Origin of the sequence: Streptomyces sp. NPDC051740, assembly GCF_044453165.1 — a bacterium.
Taxonomy (GTDB): Bacteria; Actinomycetota; Actinomycetes; order Streptomycetales; family Streptomycetaceae; genus Streptomyces; species Streptomyces atrovirens.
In genome coordinates, this window is the sequence record NZ_JBITCL010000009.1 from 182,100 (window position 1) to 202,756 (window position 20,657).

General features: G+C 71.9%; 18 protein-coding genes. 10 read left to right on the plus strand and 8 right to left on the minus strand.

Going from position 1 to position 20,657, the window contains the following annotated elements:
- Nucleotides 1–164: 164 nt before the first annotated feature.
- From ACIA6T_RS17665 to bagB, 5 genes are all read right to left on the minus strand, one after another.
- Complete coding sequence (locus ACIA6T_RS17665) at nucleotides 165–1,469, minus strand: MFS transporter (RefSeq protein ID WP_399447376.1); 1,305 nt, start codon at nucleotides 1,467–1,469, stop codon at nucleotides 165–167.
- A 469-nt stretch (nucleotides 1,470–1,938) separates the two neighbouring features.
- Nucleotides 1,939–3,084 (minus strand): LuxR family transcriptional regulator BagY/FevT, encoded by a 1,146-nt coding sequence (gene bagY, locus ACIA6T_RS17670; protein WP_399447377.1) that lies wholly within the window; start codon nucleotides 3,082–3,084, stop codon nucleotides 1,939–1,941.
- Nucleotides 3,085–3,209: 125 nt separating this feature from the next.
- The gene (locus tag ACIA6T_RS17675; RefSeq protein ID WP_399447378.1) at nucleotides 3,210–3,572 is read right to left on the minus strand and encodes an SAV_915 family protein; all 363 of its coding nucleotides are present in this window, start codon (nucleotides 3,570–3,572) and stop codon (nucleotides 3,210–3,212) included.
- 4 nt (nucleotides 3,573–3,576) lie between these two features.
- On the minus strand, nucleotides 3,577–4,683 hold the full coding sequence (gene bagC, locus ACIA6T_RS17680) for a bagremycin/ferroverdin biosynthesis 3,4-AHBA synthase BagC/FevH (protein WP_385053804.1): 1,107 nt from the start codon (nucleotides 4,681–4,683) through the stop codon (nucleotides 3,577–3,579).
- Between the two features lie 18 nt (nucleotides 4,684–4,701).
- On the minus strand, nucleotides 4,702–5,475 hold the full coding sequence (gene bagB, locus ACIA6T_RS17685; protein WP_385197350.1) for a bagremycin/ferroverdin biosynthesis DhnA-type aldolase BagB/FevI: 774 nt from the start codon (nucleotides 5,473–5,475) through the stop codon (nucleotides 4,702–4,704).
- 169 nt (nucleotides 5,476–5,644) lie between these two features.
- On the opposite strand from bagB, the gene bagA reads away from it, so the two are divergent.
- From bagA to bagI, 7 genes are all read left to right on the plus strand, one after another.
- Nucleotides 5,645–7,234: a bagremycin/ferroverdin biosynthesis tyrosine ammonia-lyase BagA/FevW gene (bagA, locus tag ACIA6T_RS17690; RefSeq protein ID WP_399447485.1), complete on the plus strand. Its 1,590-nt coding sequence runs from the start codon at nucleotides 5,645–5,647 to the stop codon at nucleotides 7,232–7,234.
- Nucleotides 7,231–8,541 (plus strand): bagremycin/ferroverdin synthetase BagE/FevW, encoded by a 1,311-nt coding sequence (bagE, locus tag ACIA6T_RS17695; protein WP_399447379.1) that lies wholly within the window; start codon nucleotides 7,231–7,233, stop codon nucleotides 8,539–8,541. The genes bagA and bagE overlap by 4 nt, the downstream gene beginning before the upstream one ends.
- A 3-nt stretch (nucleotides 8,542–8,544) precedes the next feature.
- On the plus strand, nucleotides 8,545–9,579 hold the full coding sequence (gene bagF / locus ACIA6T_RS17700; RefSeq protein ID WP_399447380.1) for a phospho-2-dehydro-3-deoxyheptonate aldolase BagF/FevY: 1,035 nt from the start codon (nucleotides 8,545–8,547) through the stop codon (nucleotides 9,577–9,579).
- Nucleotides 9,580–9,711: 132 nt separating this feature from the next.
- Nucleotides 9,712–11,088, plus strand: a complete 1,377-nt coding sequence (gene bagG, locus ACIA6T_RS17705; protein ID WP_399447381.1) for a bagremycin/ferroverdin biosynthesis FAD-dependent oxygenase BagG/FevA2 — start codon at nucleotides 9,712–9,714, stop codon at nucleotides 11,086–11,088.
- A 130-nt stretch (nucleotides 11,089–11,218) separates the two neighbouring features.
- Nucleotides 11,219–11,590, plus strand: coding sequence for a bagremycin/ferroverdin biosynthesis copper chaperon BagZ/FevE (gene bagZ, locus ACIA6T_RS17710; RefSeq protein WP_399447382.1), 372 nt, complete (start codon nucleotides 11,219–11,221; stop codon nucleotides 11,588–11,590).
- A gap of 34 nt (nucleotides 11,591–11,624) precedes the next feature.
- The gene (gene bagH, locus ACIA6T_RS17715) at nucleotides 11,625–12,548 is read left to right on the plus strand and encodes a bagremycin/ferroverdin biosynthesis o-aminophenol oxidase BagH/FevF (protein WP_399447383.1); all 924 of its coding nucleotides are present in this window, start codon (nucleotides 11,625–11,627) and stop codon (nucleotides 12,546–12,548) included.
- A gap of 127 nt (nucleotides 12,549–12,675) precedes the next feature.
- Nucleotides 12,676–13,677, plus strand: a complete 1,002-nt coding sequence (gene bagI / locus ACIA6T_RS17720) for an AfsR/SARP family transcriptional regulator BagI/FevR (protein WP_399447384.1) — start codon at nucleotides 12,676–12,678, stop codon at nucleotides 13,675–13,677.
- Nucleotides 13,678–13,764: 87 nt separating this feature from the next.
- On the opposite strand, the gene bagJ is transcribed toward bagI, so the two are convergent.
- The 3 genes from bagJ to bagL all read right to left on the minus strand — a co-directional run bounded on the left by bagJ (nucleotide 13,765) and on the right by bagL (nucleotide 17,160).
- Nucleotides 13,765–15,123 (minus strand): bagremycin/ferroverdin transporter BagJ/FevB, encoded by a 1,359-nt coding sequence (gene bagJ / locus ACIA6T_RS17725; protein ID WP_399447385.1) that lies wholly within the window; start codon nucleotides 15,121–15,123, stop codon nucleotides 13,765–13,767.
- Nucleotides 15,120–16,568, minus strand: a complete 1,449-nt coding sequence (gene bagK / locus ACIA6T_RS17730) for a bagremycin/ferroverdin biosynthesis FAD-dependent oxygenase BagK/FevA1 (RefSeq protein WP_399447386.1) — start codon at nucleotides 16,566–16,568, stop codon at nucleotides 15,120–15,122. Before bagK ends, bagJ begins: the two co-directional genes overlap by 4 nt.
- Before the next feature lie 94 nt (nucleotides 16,569–16,662).
- On the minus strand, nucleotides 16,663–17,160 hold the full coding sequence (bagL, locus tag ACIA6T_RS17735; protein WP_399447387.1) for a MarR family transcriptional regulator BagL/FevM: 498 nt from the start codon (nucleotides 17,158–17,160) through the stop codon (nucleotides 16,663–16,665).
- Nucleotides 17,161–17,220: 60 nt separating this feature from the next.
- Between bagL and bagM the strand changes: the two genes are divergently transcribed.
- From bagM to ACIA6T_RS17750, 3 genes are all read left to right on the plus strand, one after another.
- Entirely contained in the window at nucleotides 17,221–17,868 is a 648-nt protein-coding gene (bagM, locus tag ACIA6T_RS17740) for a bagremycin/ferroverdin biosynthesis UbiX family decarboxylase BagM/FevK (protein WP_399447388.1), read from the plus strand.
- Complete coding sequence (gene bagN / locus ACIA6T_RS17745; RefSeq protein ID WP_399447389.1) at nucleotides 17,865–19,370, plus strand: bagremycin/ferroverdin biosynthesis UbiD family decarboxylase BagN/FevL; 1,506 nt, start codon at nucleotides 17,865–17,867, stop codon at nucleotides 19,368–19,370. The genes bagM and bagN overlap by 4 nt, the downstream gene beginning before the upstream one ends.
- 137 nt (nucleotides 19,371–19,507) lie before the next feature.
- A complete protein-coding gene (locus ACIA6T_RS17750) occupies nucleotides 19,508–20,593 on the plus strand; it encodes a prephenate dehydrogenase (RefSeq protein WP_399447390.1) in 1,086 nt (361 codons plus the stop codon).
- The last annotated feature ends 64 nt before the right edge of the window (nucleotides 20,594–20,657 follow it).

The following is a 20,657-nucleotide window of genomic DNA, read 5'->3' on the forward strand; positions in this document are numbered from 1 at the left end:
GACTCCGTACGTTCGCCGGCCCTCGCCTCCCGGTCGGGAGGTCGCTCGGTGGCAGCGTGACCGTGGTGGTCACGCTGCCACCCGCGTACGGACCGCCACGAACCGGCGCCGTCCGCGGTGGCGCGGGCCCTTGGCCATGTCGTCCCGTCCCGCCGGGCGGCGGGTCACCGACCGGCGCCGGCGTCCTCACGGTCGGGTGTGGTCGCGGTGCCCTCGCCGGCGCGGCGGCGGGCGTCCTCGTCGGTGCGGGCGTCGTAGCTGATGAGCTTGGGCAGCGCGGCGGCGAGCAGGCCCACCGCGGCGACGCAGGCGAGGCCGCCGCTCCAGATCGCCGGGCGGGCGCCGGTCCAGCCGGCCATCGCCCCGGCGCGGACCTGGCCGAGCTGGGGGCCGACGCTGTAGGAGAGGACCTCGATGCCGGCGAGCCGGCCGCGCAGCCGGTCGGGGATGGTCTGGTTCCAGATGGTCGAGCGGCCGAGACCGCTGAGCATGTCCCCCGCTCCCGCCAGGCCGAGGCACGCCAGGACCAGCCAGACGTTCGACGTCCAGCCGGCCGCCGCCATGGCCAGGCCCCAGCCGGCGGCGCCGAACACCACCAGCAGGCCGTGCCGCCGGGTGCGGGAGACCCAGCCGCTGGTCAGGCTGAGCAGCAGTGACCCGACGGCGCCCGCCGAGTACATCAGGCCCAGTGACCAGTCGGCGTCGAGCTCGTCGGCGAGGAAGGGGAAGATGGTGTTGGGGAAGGCGAAGAACATCGCCGCCAGGTCCACCGCGTACGTGCCCAGGAGCACCGGCCGTGACCAGGCGTACCTGGCTCCTTCGGCGATGCCGCGCAACGACGGCTTGGCGGCGTGCTCGACGGGCGGCACGGGTGAGAGCCGGCGGCACATCAGGACCGACGCGAAGAAGCAGACCACGGTGGTGGCGTAGGCGGGGACGTTGCCCGCGTACGCCACCACGAGGCCGGCCAGCGCGGGTCCGCCGATCGCGCCCGCCTGCCAGCGCAGGGCGTTCAGCGCGGCCGCGGCGGCGAGCTGCTCGTGCGGGACGATCCGGGCCAGCAGTGAGTCCAGGGCGGGGCGCTGGAGCCCGGCGAGCGCCGCGACCCCGGCCGCCACCACGTACAGCGGCCACAGCATGGGGTGCGGCAGCAGCGCGTTCAGCAGCAGGACGACGGCCAGCAGTCCCAGTCCCACCTCGGTGAGCACGATGACCTTGCGCCGGTCGACCGCGTCCGCGAGTGCCCCGCCGTACAGGCCGAAGACCACCAGCGGCACCAGTTCGACGGCGCCCATCGCGCCCACCGCGAGCGGTGAGCCGGTCAGTTCCTTGATCTGGAGCGGCAGCGCGATCAGCGCCATCACGCTGCCGAGGTAGGTGACCAGGCCCTGCACCCACAGGAGGCGGAAGTCGCGGGAGGAGCGCCAGGGCGCCAGGTCGGGCAGTACTGCGGTGAGCTTCTCGATCATGGTTCAGCGGCTCCCGACCGCGTACCGCGGCGAGCGTGGTGTTCTCATCGACCCGTGTTCCACTTCCGGTCCGGGGTGCCGGGGCTCGCACGTCCGGACAGCGGGCTGTGGTCGGGAGCGGGGCACCGGACTTGCCGAGCAAGTCAGGTAAGGCTTACCTGGACAGCGTATGGAGTGGAGGCGCGCTGATCAATCGAGCTTTTCCGGCAGTCCTCGTGGCGATCGGGACATGGAGGGGGGTGCGGGCTCCCCGGTGCCCGGCCAGGTGACCAGGAACGGTCCGGGTGCCGGCGGGTCCCTGATGACACAAGTACGGGGACGCGGCCGGCGACGGCCTCGACGACCGTCCGCAGCGCCACCTCCCGCTGCCGGTCGGTGAGGAAGACGACCTCGCTGCTGGAGCCCAGGGCGAACGGCCCGTGCGCTCCCCCACCACCGGACCCCGCTCGACTCGGCTGCAAAGCACCGCTCACCGGAGCCGGCCCGATCCGAACGACACCCCCTGGCCCCGTCGGCCGGTGACGGAAGGGGACGGGGGCGCGGGGTCGTAGTACTCGGTGAACAGCTGGCCCACCAGCTCGCCGCGGCTGGACACGCCGAGCTTCCCGAAGATCGCCTTGATGTGGTCGCGCACGGTGTGCGGCGACAGATGGAGCTCCTCGGAGATGCCGCTGGTGGACAGGCCGCGCGCCACCCGCTGGGTGACCTCGAACTCCCTTTCCGACAGCTCGTAGGCCTGCACGATGAGCGGTGTGACGTCGGAGACCGGGGCGCGTTCGATGACCACCGCGGAGACCCCCACCCGTCCGTCGGCTCCCCGCAGGCAGGACGCGTGGCAGACCAGCCAGCGGCCGGTGCGGGTGCGCATCCTGATCCGCGCGGTGTCGCCGCCGCGCTCCTCCGCGATCGCCCTGGCCCGCATCGCGGTGCCGTGCACCCACAGCGGTACGCGGATGCCGAGCGCGGTGAGCGAGGCGGGGCCCTCCGGCATCTCCTCCAGATAGCGCCGTGCCTCGTCGTTGGCCGAGACCAGGGCGCCGTCGGCGTCGAACAGCAGCAGCCCGGTGCCGGTCAGCGCGTCTTCGGAGGGCTCGGGGCGCCGCTTGGCGTACGCCCTGAGCAGGCGGGCTATCGGCGTGCCCAGGTCCTCCAGGAACGCGCGCTCCCCGGTGCTGAACTCGGCCCGCCCCTTCTCGCGGAACAGGCTGACGTACCCGTGCGGCCTGCCGTCCACCCGCAGTACGGCCCGCAGTTCGTCGTGCACCCCGCGCGGTGCCAGGAAGCCCCGGTACAGGGAACTGCGCTCGGGCTCCCCGCCGGTGGCGGCCCACAGGCTCGCCACCGGCACCGGCGCCAGCGCGAGGTCCCGGAACAGGTTGACCTTCTCCGTGAACAGCTCGTACTGCCAGTAGACGGCGCAGCTGTGATCCTCGATGTTCTCCGCGAAGACCGGCGACGTGACCATCCCGGTCTCCGGGTCCGTGGCACGCCAGACGGCGGCGTCGTACGGGACCACCCTGCGCAGTTGCGTCGCGAGCGTGCTGAACAGCGTGTGCGGGCTGTCGGCACGTCCGGCACGTGAGATGAGCTCGTCGCGTCCGATGGCAGTGGGCATGCTCCGGCACTCCGTTCCGGGGTGACCTGTGGATGATGAGATGAGCCTTGCCTGTCCCCAATCGAACACCACCGTACGCCACTTGGCGGTACCGGGCCGGTGACGGCGGCCGGAGCCGGCCGCCGTCACCACACCTCGTCCGGCAACCACTGCGCATGACGGGACGCCCCGGCCAGGACGGACCCGTCCGCGTGGAGGTCCACGGCCGGCAGATCCGCCGGCTCCGGCATCCTCGGCATCTCCGGTCCGACGTAGAGCGGGTCGGTCCGGACGTCCTCGATCCCGAGCGGCCGGAGCAGCGCCAGGAGTGCGGGCCGTGACAACCGGATCCACCGCTGGGTGGGCCCCAGCGCCGCGTGGAGCCGTTCCTCGCCGGTGAAGGCGAGGCCGACCCGCTCCCGGCCGGCACCCGGCCGGGCCGTACGCACGACGGCCGGCGCGCCCTCGTGGTCGCCGGCCCGGACCGGAACGAACAGGAGCGCGTCCACTACGTCACGTCTCGAGGCAGAACTCGTCGAGCGGGTAGCCGACGTGCCGGTCCTCCGTCGGCAGGAAGCCGAGCACCTTGTCGCCGGGCTTGAGCTCGGTGCTGTTGAGGACCGTGCCACCCGGGCCCAGCACCCGCACGTGCCAGTCGTCCTGCAGGATCAGGTTGACCTCGCGGCCGTCGGCGGAAACCGCGTTCACCGAGATCAGCGGCCTGGTCTCGATCTTGACCCGGCCCACGGTGACGAGCCGGGTGCGGCCCTCGACGTCGGCGGCCACGACCTTGCTGCCCGCCTTCAGCTCGCTGAGGTAGTTGGTGCGGCCGTCCTTGGACAGCGTGTACGAGTGGATGGCGCCGGCGTTCACCCGGAACGGGCGGGTCGGCATGTACGGCAGCGGGTGGGTCTCGCTGACGCAGAGGATCATGCCCTTGGAGTGCGACCCGACCAGGATGCCCTCGTCCTTGCGGAAGTAGGTGCACGTGTCGACGCAGGCGCGCTCGCCCATGCCGACGTGCTCGGTGCTGACGACCTCGAGCTCGGTCAGGGTCAGGTCGGGGGTCTCGGCGTTCACCACGGCCTTCAGGGCGGTCGCGTCGCCGACCTTGCGGGGCGCCATCATGACGCCGTCGGAACCGTGCTCGAGCACGCCGAAGATGATCTCGGCCTCCTCCACGTCGGCGGCCACCGTGATCAGGCTGCCCCGGGAAGCGGCGGACGCCGCGATGACGATCTCCAGCGGGATCTTGGTGGGGTCGCGGAACAGCAGCAGGCTCCACTGCTCGGTGCGCGCCGACTGGCAGGCGTCCTCGAGCGTCTTCGCGTCGACGATCTCCACGAACCGGCCGAATTCCAGCCCCGGATGCCGGATCGCCAGCTCGGCGGGGGTGATCTTGTGGAAGTCCGGGTCCACGATGACCACGGTGGCCTCGCCGAAGTCCTCCGGGAGGGCCTTGCCCCGGGGGAACAGCACCTTGGTGACGGTCGGGGGCAGGCCCTCGAGGGCTGCCGGGTCCGACGCGACGATGCCGTCGACCCGCTGGTGCAGCGCCTCCTGGACGATGGCGTCCCGCGCCTCGTCGAGGTTCCGGATGTCCAGCCAACTGAGCTTCATGCGTAGGGCTCCTAGAGGTCACACACTGTGGATGAGGTGGGCCAGCTTCGCGGCCATGGCGCCGGGATCGGGCGCCTCGAAGACGTTGCGGCCCATGGCCACGCCCGCGACGCCCGCGCTCAGCGCCTCGCCGACCTGCGCCAGGACCTGGCCCTCGTCGTCGTTGCGCGGGCCGCCGACGGTGATGACCGGGACGGGAGAGCGGGAGGTGATCTCCTTCATCTCCGTCACCGAACCGACGTACGGGGCCTTCACCAGGTCGGCTCCGAGATCGGCGGCCAGGGACACCGCGTGCGCGACCAGTGCGGGATCGCGCGGATCGCTGATCCTGGGGCCGCGGGGGTACATCATCGCCAGCAGCGGCACGTTCCAGCGGTCGCAGGCGTCGGCGACCGCGGCCAGGTCGGATATCTGCTGCTGTTCGCTGTCCGAGCCCAGGTTGACGTGCACGCTCACCGCGTCCGCGCCCAGCCGCAGGCTCTCCTCGACGCCGGCCACCAGGTACTTGGCGTCCGGGTCGGCGGCGTGCACGGTGCCGGCGCTCAGATGGACGATGAGCGAGGTGCTGCCGAACCAGGCGGGATCGACGTGCCGGAGACTGCCCTTGTGCAGGACGACCGCGTCCACCCCATGGGTGGCCAACCGGCCCACGAGCGCGTCGAGCCCCTCGCCGCCGGTGATCGGACCGTCGCTCACCGAGTGGTCCAGCGGCACGATCAGCAGCCGTTCGGAATCGTTTCGGTAGAGGCGCCGCAGGCGGAGCCGCCTGCCGAACGCGCCGTTGGAGATCATGGGAGTTCCTCATTTCTCCGTGCCGGTCTTGGGAACAACCCTGATGAGGGCGGGTATCTCCGGCATCTCGTCCGGATATCGCGTACGGGGCGTTTCCGATATCGACGGAGAACATCAGCGGTCAAGACTCGTGGACAACCGGCGAGAAAGGTGTCCACAAGTGACGACCATGAAGATTGACGGGCACGGCCTGAGCATCGGCCAGACCGTGGCCGCCGCCTCCCGCGAAGGTTCGGATTTCGCGGTCTCCGAGAGCGCGTTGCGGGCCATGAACGCCTCCCGGAACCTGAAGCTGGAGATCCTCGCGACCGGCAAGCCCATCTACGGGGTGACGACGGGTTTCGGTGACAGCGTCAACCGGCAGATATCTCCCGAGAAGACCGCGCGGCTGCAGAACGAGCTGATCCGCTACCACCTGAACGGAACCGGCCCGCTGGCCTCCGACGAGGTCGTGCGCGCCACCCTGCTGATCCGCGCCAACTGCCTGGCCCGGGGCAACTCCGGCGTCAGCCTCCCCGTCGTGGACCTGCTGCTGGACTTCCTCCGGCACGACGTCCTGCCGACCATTCCCGAACGCGGCTCGGTCGGCGCCAGCGGCGACCTCGTCCCGCTCTGCTACCTCGCCCACGCGCTGACCGGCCAGGGCAAGGTGCGCCACCGCGGCGAGACGCGCCCGACCGCGGACGTGCTGGCCGAACTGGGCCTCGAGCCCGTGACGCTGGAGGCCAAGGACGGGCTCGCGCTGATCAACGGCACCTCCTTCAGCTCGGCGTTCGCCGTCCTGAACACCGAGGCGGCGGCCGAACTCGCCGAGGTGGCGGACATCTGCACCGCGCTGGCGAGCGAGGGCATGCTCGGCAACCGGGGCCACTACGCGCCGTTCATCCACGCCGAGAAGCCGCACAGCGGCCAGGGCGCCAGTGCCGCGCTCATCCACGAACTGCTCGAGGGCTCCGCGCTCGCCATGACCTACGACCAGGTCGTCGACCTGAACGTCCCGCTGGACGGCCGGCACTACCAGAAGCTCACGCGCAGCATCCAGGACCGCTACTCGCTGCGTTGCGCCCCGCACGTCAACGGCGTGCTGCGGGACATGCTGGACTGGGTCCGCACCTGGATGACGGTGGAGATCAACTCCTCCAGCGACAACCCGCTGTTCGACCCCTCCACGGGCGCCGTGTACAGCGGCGGCAACTTCTACGGCGGGCACGTCGTCACCGCGATGGACTCGCTGAAGACCGCCGTCGCCGGCGTCGCCGACCTGCTCGACCGGCAGCTCGCGCTCCTGGTCGACGAGAAGTTCAACAACGGCCTCACGCCCAACCTGATCGCCCGGGTGGACGACGACGACACCGAGGCCGGGCTGCAGCACGGTTTCAAGGGCATGCAGATCGCGTGCTCCTCGCTCACCGCCGAGGCGCTCAAGCACGCGGGCCCGGCCTCCACCTTCTCCCGCTCCACCGAGGCGCACAACCAGGACAAGGTCAGCATGGCCCCGATCGCGGCGCGCGACGCGCGCAACGTGATCGAACTGACCCGTGAGGTCGCGGCCATCCATCTCCTCGCGGCCTGCCAGGCCGTCGAACTGCGCGGCGTCGACGAGATGAGCCCCCGTACCAGGGCCGTGCACACGCGCATCCGCAAGGAGGTCCCCTTCGCCGCCAGGGACCGGCAGATGGACGACGACATCGCCGCGGTCGTGGAGATGATCTCCTCCGGCGCCCTCACCGAGGCCGCGCGGGTGGGAGCGGATCTGTGACCGTCACCCTGAACACCGGGGCAACCGGCGCGCTGCCGGCCATCGGCGACTGGAAGACCTTCGACGAGCTGCGGGCGCTCCAGCGGGAGCGGATCGGGCCGACGCTGCGGCACGCCCTCGACTCGCCGTTCTACGCGAAGCGTCTTCGGGCCGGGCAGGAACTGTCCACGGTGGGCCTCACCGGGAAGTCGGACCTGCGCGACAGCTACCCCTTCGGCATGCTCGGCGTGCCCAAGGAGCGCCTGGCCACCTACCACGAGTCCAGCGGCAGCACCGGTAACCCCACTCCCGCCTACTTCACGGAGGCGGAGTGGACCGACCTGGCCGACCGGTTCGTCCGCAAGACCGTCCCGCTCGGCCCTCAGGACACCATGCTGGTGCGCATCCCCTACGGGCTGGTGCTCGCCGGGCACATGGCCCACTGGGCCGCCATGCGCGGCGGCGCGACCGTCGTCCCCGGCGACTGCCGCTCTCTCGCGGTGCCCTATTCGCGGGTCGTGCGCGTACTGCGCGACCTCGAGGTGACGCTGACCTGGTCCACGCCGAGCGAGAGTCTGCTGTGGGTCGCGGCGGCCAAGGCCGCCGGCCATCCCGTCGGCTCCTTCACGTCGCTGCGGGCGCTGTACGTGGCGGGCGAGCCGATGAGCAGCGCGCGCCGCCGCCGGATCGAGGAGCTCTGGGGCGCCCCGGTCATCGAGGAGTACGGCTGCACCGAGGTCGGCCCGCTGGGCAGCGACTGCCCGTACGGCCGGATGCACTTCTGGGCCGACCGGGTGCTGCCGGAGATCTACGACCCGCAGACCGGCGACGTCACGGCCGAGGGCACCGGGCAGTTGGTCATCACCCCCCTGTACCGGGAGGCGATGCCGCTGGTGCGCTACAACCTCGAGGACGTGGTGGAACTGCGGTACGAGGACTGCCCGTGCGGGTGGCGGCTCCCCACCGTGCGGGTGTTGGGCCGGCTCGGCCAGGGTCACACGGTCGCCGGGCGGCGCCTCGGGCAGATCCAGGTGGAGGAGCTGGTCTACCGGCTCCCGGCCTCCTACGGCGTGCTGTTCTGGCGGGCCAGGGCCGAACGGGACCGTCTGGTCGTCGAGATCGAGGTGCCCGGCCCGGACGGCGGGGCGGCCGCCGCGTCGCTCGCCGCGTCCGTCGAGGCGGAACTCGGGGTGCCCTGCGTGGCCGGCGCGGTGCCCGAGGGCACGCTGGTGCCGACCGCGTTGCTGACGGAGCGGCTGGACGCCATGAAGCCGCGCAAGCTGTTCGGGCCCGACGAGGACTGGGGGCAGGCCGTTGTCCGGGGTTGAGACATGGTGATCGTGATGATGCCGCAGGCCACGGCGTCGGACCTCGCCGCGGTCGTCGCGCGGGTCGAGTCGGCGGGCGGCGAGGCGTTCGTCAGCCGCGGCACGAGCCGCACCGTCGTCGGACTGGTCGGCGACGTCGAGCAGTTCGGCACGCTCAGCCTCGGTGCCCTGCGCGGGGTCGCCGAGGTGCTGCGCGTCTCGGTGCCGTACAAGCTGATCAGCAGGCAGAGCCATCCGGAGCGGTCGGTGGTCCGGGTGGGCGGGGTACCGATCGGCCCCGGGGCCCCGACGCTGATCGCCGGGCCCTGCGCGGTGGAGACGCCGGAGCAGACGCTGCGGGCGGCGCTCATGGCCCGGGCGGCGGGCGCGACCGTGCTGCGGGGCGGCGCCTTCAAGCCCAGGACCTCCCCCTACGCCTTCCAGGGCCTGGGAGAGGCGGGGCTGAGGATCCTCGCCGACGTCCGGGCCGAGACCGGACTGCCCGTCGTCACCGAGGTGGTCGACGCCCACGACGTCGAACTGGTCGCCGCGTACGCCGACATGCTGCAGATCGGCACGCGCAACGCGCAGAACTTCGCGCTGCTGCAGGCCGTCGGCGACGTGGGCAAGCCGGTGATGCTCAAGCGGGGGATGTCCGCGACCGTCGAGGAGTGGCTGATGGCCGCCGAGTACATCGCGCAGCGCGGCAACCTCGGCATCGTGCTGTGCGAACGCGGCATCCGGACGTTCGAGACGGCGACGCGCAACACACTGGACATCGCCGCCGTGCCCGTCGTCCAGCGGCTGTCGCATCTTCCCGTCGTCGTCGACCCCTCCCACTCGGGCGGGCGGCGCGACCTCGTGCTGCCCCTCACCCGGGCGGCGCTGGCCGTCGGCGCCGACGGGGTCATCGTCGACGTGCACCCCGACCCGACGACCGCGCTGTGCGACGGACCCCAGGCCCTCGTCCACGAGGACCTGGAGGAACTCGGCGCGACGATGCGCGGCGGGTCCGCCGGGCGGCGCCGGATCCCCGACGAGGTCGCCCCCTCGCGGTGACGGCCGCCGGCCGCCGGGTCCGTCCCGGCGGCCGGCGGCCCGAATCCTCCTCAAACGGGGGATGGGCCGCGGCCCCCGCGGTTGGAACAGTCGTCCCATCCCGACAAACAACCGGGTCCGGGAGGACTGAGGATGACGACAGGCAAGAGCATCGTGAAGCCGGCCGCGGCGGAACTCTCCGAACGGCTCCGCGGACGGGTCCTGCTTCCGGGAGACGACGACTTCGGCCATGAGCTCGAGGGGTTCAACCAGATCACCGAGCACTCCCCGGACCTGGTGGCGGTCGTGGCCGGCGCCGGGGACGTGCGCGAGGCCGTGGCCTTCGCCGCCGCCCGCGGGATGCCGATCGCCGTCCAGGCCACCGGCCACGGCCCGTCCACCGCGGCGGACGGCGGGTTGCTGATCAGCACCCGGCGGATGCGGGACGTGAGCATCGACCCGGTCACGAGGACCGCCCGGGTCGAGGCCGGCGCCCAGTGGTTCGAGGTGGTCGAGGCGGCCGCCGAGCACGGCCTCGCCCCGCTCAGCGGTTCCTCCCCGATCACCGGAGTGGTCGGCTACACCCTCGGCGGCGGCCTCGGGCTGATGGCCCGCAAGTACGGCTACGCCGCCGACCGGGTCACCGCCGTGGAGATCGTCACCCCCGACGGGCGGTCGCACCGGGCCACCGCCGACCAGGACACCGACCTCTTCTGGGCCGTGCGCGGCGGCAAGGGCAACTTCGGCGTCGTCACCGCCCTCGAGTTCGGCCTCGTACCGGTGTCGCGACTGTACGGCGGCGGGCTCTTCTTCGCCGGCGAGTCCGCCGCGGAGGTGCTGCACGCCTGGCGCGTGTGGACCACGACCGTGCCCGAGGACCTCACCTCCTCCCTGGCGTTGCTGCGGCTGCCGGACGTCGAGGCGATCCCGCCCTTCCTGCGCGGCCGGTTGACCGTGCACGTCCGGATCGCCTACCTGGGTTCGGCGGAGGACGGGGACGAACTGGTCGAGCCGCTGCGCGCGTCGGGCCCGCTGGTCGTCGACACCCTGGCCGACATGCCGTACACGAGGAGCGGGGAGATCCACAACGACCCGGCCGAGCCGATCCCCTACAACGAGCGGTCGATGATGCTCCGTGAGCTGGACGGGGCGGCGACGGACGCGCTGCTGGCGCTGGCCGGTCCGGGCGCCGACTGCATCGACCTGGTGGTGGAGCTGCGGCAGCTGGGCGGTGCGGTCGGCCGGCCGCCCGAGGTGCCGAACGCCGTCGACCACCGGGACGCCGCGTTCGCGCTGTCGACCCTCTCCCTCCCCGACGACCGGCCCCCGCTCGTGGTGGACGGCATGGCCGCGTGGGGCACCGGGCGCCGCTACCTCAATTTCCTGGCCAGTCCCGACACCGCGGATCTCACCGAGAGCGGTTATGAACCGGCCACTTTCGCCCGGCTGGCCGAGATAAAGGCGAAAGTTGACCCGGCCAATATTTTCCGTTTCAACCACAACATCGCGCCGCGTTCCTCCCGGATCTGACCCGGGTACGGCCGCGCGGCCACGGTACGGCCGCGCGGCCACCGGCGCGATATCCCTCCGATACATCCCGCTGGAAGGCTGGCGGGGACGTTTAGCACTGTTCGGAAGATTACCCACGGGGAGGACAAGCGTGAATCGACGTGACGCGATGAAGGGAATAGCGGGCGCGGCCGCCGTCGTGACGGCGCCCGCCGCCGTCATCCACGCGGGCAACACCTGGGCCGCCGCGAACGACGACGCGGCCGCGCCCCGGGCGGCCGAGGAGTCCGGGGACCTCTACACGGAGCAGTACAAGGGCCGCACGATCACCGTGTCGAAGAGCGGCGAGAAGGTGCACATCGACGGCAGGGAGCTGCACCTCATGAAGCTGGGAGAGGGCGCCTACCTCAGCTCGATGTGCCACTACCGGCACGAGCCGACCCCGCTGGCCGCCGGCCGCCAGGCCGTCGACGAGCTGCGCGGGGCGAACCTGCTGCCGTCCGCCGGTCACCACCACGCCTGACCCGGCCGCGAGAGAACCGAGAAGGAAGAAGCCGATGGTTCCCGTTCGCAAGAACCACCTCAACATGACCGCCAGAGAGAAGAAACGCTTCATCCGCGCGTTGCTCCGTGTCAAGGAAATAGGCGTCTACGACGAGCTGGTCCGGATCCACATACGGATCAACTCGGGCGACTACCTGGACAAGGACGGCGGCGTCGGCAAGCGCTGGGGTCACATGAGCCCGGGTCTGTTCCCGTGGCACCGCCAGTACCTGCTGGTCCTCGAGAGGGCGCTCCAGCGGGTCGATCCCACCGTCACCATCCCCTACTGGGACTGGACCAAGGACCAGAGCCAGGACTCGCCGCTGTGGGCCGACGACTTCATGGGCGGCAACGGCCGGCCCGGTGACCGCAAGGTCATGACCGGCCCGTTCGCCCGCTGCAACGGCTGGAAGCTCAACGTCAGCGTGGTCCCGGTCGGCGACGAGCACCCCGCGTTCAACGGCAACTACACGGCGGACGACCGGGACTACCTCGTCCGCGACTTCGGCACCACGAACCCCGACCTGCCCACCGCGAAGGAGCTGGAGGACACCCTCGCCATCCCCACGTACGACACCCCGCCCTACAACTACACCTCCGGCTACGGCACCGAGACGCAGTCCCTGCGCAACCACCTCGAGGGGTACGCGAAGTTCCCCCACGAGGCCAACCTGGGCAAACTGCACGGCGCCGGCCACACCTGGGTCGGGGGGCACATGCTGTACATCGGGTCGCCCAACGACCCCATCTTCTTCATGCACCACTGCTTCCTCGACAAGGCCTGGTCGATCTGGCAGCAGCAGCACCCGGACGTTCCGCAGTACCTGCCGGTGGAAGAACACCCGGACGTCCCCTCGCTGCACACCGAGCTCGCGCCGTGGTACACGATGACACCGGCCGATCTGCTGGATCACACGAAGTTCTACCGTTACGAATAGTTTCCCGCGGGGACCGGAGAACGGCAGTTGCCATCGGCCTTTCCGTAACGCCGATGGCAACTGCGTCTGCACTCGTGCGGACGCTCGCTCGTCCGCATCTGACGTTCCGCACATCACTACCGGGGGTATGGATATGTGCGCCGACTACGCGTTCCGAATACTTGGCCCGCTGCTCGTGACCAACGGGGGAGAAAAGATCGACATAAGCGGGGTCCGCAGGCAGAAGTTATTGACGGCACTGCTGCTCCAGCCGAATCAGATGGTCAGCCTCGACCGGCTCGTCGACGCCATGTGGGACGACAAGCCGCCCGCGTCCGCCCACGGACAGATCCGTATCTGCGTCTCCGGCCTTCGTCGCCTGCTCAGGGGGAGCGAGCGCGACAGTGTGATCGAGACGCACCCGTCCTGCTACCGGATCAGCGTGCACGGCGACGCCCTGGACCTGTTCACGTTCGAGCGGACGGTCTCCCAGGGGCGGGCCATGGTCCGCGACAACCAGCTGGAGCGCGCCGAGAGACTGCTGCGGTCCGCGCTCGCGCTGTGGCGCGGACCGGTCGCGGCGGGCCTCGACAGCTCGGCGCTGGCCTCGCTCGTCGTCAGGCTCCACGAGGACCGGCTGACGGTGCAGGAGGAGTACTTCGACGTGGCGCTGAGGCTGGGGCGGCACCAGCAGATCATCGGCGATCTCACCGGTTTCGTCACCGAGAACCCCTTTCGGGAGCGCGCTTGCGCCCAGCTGATGCTGGCGCTGTACCACTCGGGCCGGCAGGCGGACGCCCTGGAGACCTTCCGCACCGTCAGGATGCGGTTCTCCGAGGACCTCGGCATCGAGCCGGCCCGGGACCTGCACGTCCTGCACCAGTCGATCCTGGTCGGGCGGCTCTCCCCGACGGCGCCGCTTTCCCCGGACGTACCGGCGCCCCCTTCCTCCCGCTCCAACGGCCACCAGGTCCGTCCGGGCCACGTCGCGCTGCTCCCGCGGACCTCGCCGAACACCGTCACGGCCGACCCGATGGAGCAGCTGCGCCTGGAGAACGACCAGCTCCGCGTCGAACGCGACGGGCTGCGGCGGATCCTGTCCCTGTGGCTGGATCTGAACGGCAGTGACCCGTGCGCGGCGGCCTCCTGAACCGGTCCACGACAACGCCCTTCCCCCGGTCCCCGACGGAGCGGACCGGGGGAGGGGCGTCCTCATGTCTTCGCCGGCACGGCCCGGTCAGGCTTCCTGCTGCGCCCGGGCGGGCGGGAGCATCAGGGCGGTCAGACCCGCGAGCAGCGGGAGCGCCGCGACGACGGCGAGCGCGCTGGTGAGGTCCATGTGCTCGGAGAGCGTTCCGGCCGCGGCGGAGCCGATGCCGCCGCCGACGAAGAACAGCAGGTTGAGCACGCCCATGGCGCCGCCGCGCTTGGCGGGCTCGAGACGGCTGGACAGCACGGCGGTGGTGAGCACCTGGGTGGCCGCGAACGTCGCCATGCCCATCGACGTGCCGATCAGCATGACGACGATGCCGCCGTCGACGAGACCGACGATCCCCAGGAACACCGCGCAGCTCACGGCGGTCCCGGCCAGCAGCAGACTGCCGCCCCTGCCGACGGTGAGCTTGCTGGCCACCCGGGCGGCCACCGCGCCGACGACCGCGCCCGGCAACAGCCAGGCGCCGATCTTGAACACGCCCCAGCCGTACTGCACGGTGAGGATCTGCGGTACCGCGTACATCGCGGCGAACAGACCGGCGTAACCGCCCACACCGATCATCGCGGAGACCAGGAAGGTCCGGTCGGTGGCCAGTTCACGCGAGAGGAACCCGTCGGGCCGCCTGCCGATGTGCGCCACCAGGCCCGCCGCCGACAACACGAGGAGCACGGCGAGCGCGACGACCAGCGGGGTGCCGAGGTCGAGGGAGGACGCCTGGATGAGCAGGAGCAGCGAGGTGGCGCCGGTGCCCAGCAGGACGCCGCCCATCACGTCGACCGCCTTGCCGTAGCCGGGGCGGGAGGCCGCGAGCTCCAGGCAGAAGGGCACCAGCAGCAGGGAGAGGGCCGGCAGCACCAGCGTGAGCCGCCAGTGCATCCAGTCCGTCACCATGCCGCCCATGAGGGTGGCCGTGGAGGAGAAGAGCGCCATGGACGCTCCGAAGATCCCCAGGATCTTCGTACGGTGTTCGGGCGCCGCCGACGACGCGAGCGTGAGGGCGCTGGAGGTGATGGCGCCGGAACCCGCCGCCTGGACGAACCGGCCGGCGATCAAGGTGCCGAAGTTCGGGGCGACCAGGCACAGCACCGCGCCGACGGCCAGGAACAGGGCTCCGGTGAGGAGGGTGTTGCGCACGCCCCACTTCTCGGAGAGCCGTCCGAAGAAGGCGGTGCCCACGCCGAGCGCGAGGGCGTGCGCCGTCAGCACCCAGCCGGCGACGGCCGGGCGGACCTCCATCGACATGGCGACATCGGGCAGCGCCACGCCGGCGGCCGTCACTCCGAAGATCACGGGGCCGAAGAGGGCTCCGAGCCTGAGCCCGGTCGAACCCGCACCGGGTGTGCTTCGCGGCGGGGCCTGCACCGCGCTGGTGGTCGTCATCGAGAGTCGTCCCTTCCAGGATTCGTAAGGTGTGCCGAGTCGGCGTATTCAGGGGGTCGGAGGCTCCGCACGCGGGGGACTCGCCCGCTCCTCGCACGCGGCAGGATGTTGTGGTCGAACCGGAAGAGGTTCTCCGGGTCGTACCGGGCCTTGATCTCGCCCAGCCGTGCGTAGTCGGCGGGCTCGTAGCCCCGCTCGGACAGCCGGGCGGTCCCCGGTCCGGTGAGGAAGTTGAGGTGGCTGCGGCCCGTTCCCCGGTGCGCCATGCCGTCCACGACGTGCTCCGGGCGTCCGCCGGGCGGTCCGAGCGTGGTCAGGCAGTACGCGGCGTCCCGGTGGTCGACGGCGCCCGGCACCGCGGCCGGCCGGCCGAGCGCGCCGCCCATGTGCCGGACCTCGACCACGATGTCCGTGCAGTCGCTGCCGGGGCCGGCGAGGCGGAGCAGGTCGTCGGCCGCGTCCGGGCCCAGCTCGCGCAGCATGACCGAGCGTTCGTCGTAGGGGAACGGGGAGGCCGGATCGCCGTGGATGTCCGCGAAGCGGGTGTAGGGCATCTCCTCCAGCGTGTCCACGAGCGTCGGGGCGATCTTGCGCAAGGGCCTGACCAGCCGTTCCCCCTCGTCGCCGGGGCCGAGGTGGGCGATGCGGACGTGCACCACGCACCCGCCGCGCAGGAAGGGCGGGACCGGCTCCCGGTCGGGCATCCGCAGCAGTGCCAGGGAGGAGGCCGTCTCCTCCGGCACGGACTCGGTCCACGACCGCCAGGCGTGCAGCACCTCGGCGGCGGTGTCACCGGGGAAGAAGAGTCCGCCGCCGTAGAGCCGGGTCACCGGGACGAGCCCGAACTCGACGGCGGTCACCACGCCGAAGTTGCCCTTGCCGCCGCGCAGCGCCCAGAAGAGGTCCGGGTGCCGCTGTGCGGTGGCGGTGCGCGGCCGTCCGTCGGGGGTGACGATGTCCACCGCGGTGACGTGGTCGGCGGCGAAGCCGTACGCGCGGGACAGCAGCGCCAGTCCCCCGCCCAGGGTGTAACCGACCACTCCCACCAGCGGCGAGGAGCCGTTGAGCGGGGCGAGTCCGTGGACGGCGGCCGCGTCGACGACCTGGTGCCATCGCGCGCCCGCCTCGACCCGGGCGACCGCGGCGACGGGGTCGATCGTCACTCCGGCCATCCGGCGGGTGTTGATGAGCAGTCCGGTCCCCTCGGTGACGCGCGAGGGGCCGTGGCCGGTCGCCTGGACCGCCGTCGGCAGTCCGGTCTCGGCCGCGAAGGCGACGGCCTTGCGCACCTGCGTCGCGTCCCGCGCGCCGAGGGCGATCGCGGGCCGGTGCCGCGAGACCCGGTTGAATCCGGCGGTCTCGGCCGCGTATCCGTCGTCCCCGGGCCCGAACACCGGACCGGACAGACGGCCGGCAAGCCTTCGCGCGGTTGCCGGTCTGTACATGCGTCAGCCCTCCGGGACGGAGCCAGTCGGTTCGCTGATCACACTTCCAGCGCCGGCTCACAGGGCCCATCCCTCCATTGAGGGGAAGTGGGCGTCAGGAGTGCGGACTCCCGGATTCCGGCCGCCCGGGTCCGTGCGCGCCGGAGGAGGGCTGCACCGGCATGTCGCCCAGGACGCGGAGCATCTCGACCAGTTGCCCCGTCCGCCGCTCACCGAGCAGGTCCTCCACCCGCGCGTGCAGTCGCGCGGCCTCCTCGACCGCCTCCGTCAGCCGCCCGCGGCCGGCGCCGGTGAGGGCGACGATGCGGCGCCTGCGGTTCGCCGGGTCCATCTCCTTGGTCACCAGCCCGCGCGCCTCCAGGCGGTCCAGCAGGACGGTGAGCGTGGAGCGGTCGATCGCCGCCAGGGCCCCGAGCGCGGACTGGTCCAGGCTGCCGTGGTCGTCCAGGGCGAGCAGCACCGCGAACTGAGGACTGGTCAGGTCGGGCAGGCGCTGCTGCCACAGCGCCGTCCACGCCTGTCCGGCCCTGCGCAGCTGATGTGGCAGGGCTTCTTCCAGTTGTGGCCGCGGCCGGGGGCTTGCGTTCGTCATGACGGTCAGTATATTCAGTACAAGGATATTCCGTACACGGAAGATTGCGGTGGGGGCAGGATGCGACTGATCGTGGGAATGACCGGTGCCACCGGCGCGGTGCTGGGCGTGCGGCTGCTCACCGAGTTGCACAGGAACCCGCGGGTGGAGACGCATCTGGTGCTCAGCCGCTGGGCACGCGCCACGGTGGAGCTGGAGACCGGCCTGAGCGCCCGCGACGTGGCCGCGCTGGCCGACGTCACCTACTCACCCGACGACCAGGGGGCGGCGATCTCCTCCGGCTCGTTCCCCACCGACGGCATGGTGATCGTCCCGTGCAGCATGAAGACGCTGGCCGGCATCCGGGCCGGGTACGCCGAGGGGCTGATGGGCCGCGCCGCCGACGTGACGCTCAAGGAGCGGCGCCGGATGGTGCTGGTGCCGAGGGAGACCCCGCTCCACGAGATCCATCTGGCGAACATGCTGGAACTCGCCCGCATGGGCGTCTCGATCGTGCCTCCCATGCCCGCCTTCTACAACCGCCCGGAGTCGGTCGACGACATCGTCGGCCACATCGTCATGCGCGTTCTCGACCAGTTCGGGCTCGAGGCCGCCGGAGCCCGGCGCTGGGACGGCTTTCCGCGGCCCTCGGCCGGGCGGGCGGCCCCCACGGCCGGCGTCCCCGCAGTACGCCACAACGGCTCGAAGCAGAGGAGCGCCCGTTCATGACCAGCCCCACGACCGACCCCACGACCAGGCCGGTGATCCGGTTCGGCGAGCTGCGCGGTTACCTCGACGCGCTGGAGGCCCTCGGTGACCTGCACCGCGTCACACGGCCGGTGAGCGCCGACCTGGAGGCCGCCGCGATCAGCCGGCTGTCCTGCGAACGGCAGTCGCCCGCCCCGCTGTTCGAGAACGTGGAGGGCGTCGCTCCGGGCTTCCGGCTGCTCGGGGCGCCCGCCGCGCTCAGTGCCGCCCCCGGCAAGCCGCTGGCCCGGGTCGCGCTGTCCGTCGGACTGCCCGCCGGGACCACCGCGGCCGAACTGGTCGACCACCTGGCCCGCACCCGCGACGCGCGGCCCGTGCCCCCGCGGCCGGTCGCGCGGGAGGACGCGCCCTGCAAGCAGAACGTGCTGCTGGGCGACGACGCCACCCTCGACCGTTTCCCGGTGCCCCGCGTCCACGAGTTCGACGGCGGCGCCTACGCCAACACCTGGGGGATCATCGTCGCCAGGACGCCGGACGGCCGGTGGACCAACTGGTCCATCGCCCGGATCATGCTGATCGACGGCAAGCACATGACCGGCCTGGTGATACCGGCGCAGCACATCGGCATGATCTGGCAGGAGTGGGTGAAAACCGGCAGGCCGATGCCGTACGCGCTGGTGCAGGGCGGCGACCCGGCCATCCCGTTCGTCGGCGGCATCCCGCTGCCTCCGGGGGTCGACGAGGCCGGCTACATCGGGGCGCTGCACGGCGAGCCGGTCGACGTCGTGCGGTGCGAGACCGTGGACCTGGAGGTGCCCGCGGGCGCGGAGATCGTCATCGAGGGGCACCTGTCCGTCGGCCGCGACGCGCGGGAGGGTCCGTTCGGCGAGTTCGCCGGGTACGGCTCCACCGAGACGTCGATGCAGCCGGTGTACACGGTCGAGGCCATCACCCACCGCGACGACCCGATCTGGCCGCTGGTGGCCGAGGGACGGCCGGTGGACGAGTTCCACACCGTGACGGGCGTCGGACAGGCGGCCGAGGTCCTGGCGGAGCTGCGCGCCGCCGGACTGCCGGTCACCACCGCCTGGTCGCCGCTGCGCGCGGCGTCGCACTGGATGGTGGTCACCGTCCCGCGGGACTGGCGGGAGCGGCTGCCCGGCGTCGACTCGGCCGAGCTCACGCACCGGATCGGCAAGGTGCTCTCCGAGTCCCACTCGGGCCGTGCCACGGCGGCCACCTTCGTCCTGGACGACGACATCGACCCGGCCGACGACACCGACCTGTTGTGGGCACTGGCCACCCGGATCCACCCGCTGGACCGGTCGGAGGCGTGGTACGGCTTCGTCCACCCGCTGCTGAACTGCTACACGCACGAGGAGCGCGCTCTCCAGTCCGGCCCGATCGTCTTCCACGACGGGCTGCTGCCCGCCCCGGGCGAGGGCCGGCTCCCGCACAGCTCCTTCGCCCAGGCGTATCCGGAGCGCATCCGGCGCCGGGTCCTCGACCACTGGGACGACTGACACCACATCCCGGACCACCGCGGTGCGGGTGAAGGGTCCCTCCGAACCTGGATGGAGCACGTGAACACTGAGCAACGGCACGAAGGGCCCGGGGCCCTCCCCCGCGGCGCGGCGATCAGCCCCGGGGGCGGCGTCCGATGAAGACCGCCCTGGTCATAGGAACCGGACTGATCGGCACGTCCGCGGCCCTGACGCTCGCCGGGCGCGGCGTCACCGTCCACCTGACCGACCACGACCCGCACCGGGCCCGGACGGCGGTGGCCCTCGGCGCCGGCAGCGACCAGCCGCCGCCCGGCCGCGTCGATCTCGCGCTCGTGGCCGTGCCGCCCGCGCACACCGCCTCGGTGCTGGCCGAGGCCATGCGCGCGGGGGTGGCGCGCGGTTATGCCGACGTCGCCAGCGTCAAGGGCGGGCCCCGGCGCGAGCTGGAGGACCTGGGCCTCGACCTCCGCTCGTACATCGGTACGCATCCGATGGCGGGCAAGGAGAATTCGGGCCCGCTCGCGGCGAGCGCCGACCTCTTCGAGGGCCGGCCCTGGGTGCTCACCCCGGTGCCGGACACCGACACCGAGGTGCTGAACCTCGTCCTCGAACTGGTCGCGCTCTGCCGCGCCGTGCCCGTCGTCATGGACGCCGCCGCCCACGACCGGGCCGTCGCCCTCGTCTCGCACACGCCCCAGCTCATCTCCTCGATGGTCGCCGCCCGGCTGGAGGCCGCGGACGAGACGATGGTGCGTCTGTGCGGCCAGGGCATCCGCGACGTGACCCGGATCGCCGCCTCCGATCCCCGGATGTGGATCGAGATCCTCTCCGCCAATCCCGGGCCCGTCGCCGAGGTGCTCGCGGGGGTGGCGGCCGACCTGGAGGAGACCGTCGAGTCGCTGCGGGCCCTGCAGTCCGCCGACGAGGCCAAGCGGCGCGGCGGCGCGGCGGGCATCGAGGACGTCCTGCGCCGGGGCAACGCGGGCCGGGGCCGGGTGCCGGGCAAGCACGGCGAGGCGCCCGCCTCCTACGAGACGGTGGCCGTCCTCATCAGCGACCGGCCGGGCGAACTGGCGCGGATCTTCGCGGACACCGGACGCGCGGGGGTCAACATCGAGGACGTGCGCATCGACCACGCGACCGGCCGGCAGGCGGGGCTGGTACAGCTCATGGTGGACCCCGCGGCGGCCCCCGCCCTGAGCGCGGCCCTCGGCGAACGCGGCTGGTCGATCCACCACTGACGGGGCGGGGCCCGCCCCGGGGCCGCGCGGGCGCGGAACATCCCCGCCCCCGTCGGTGTTGGTG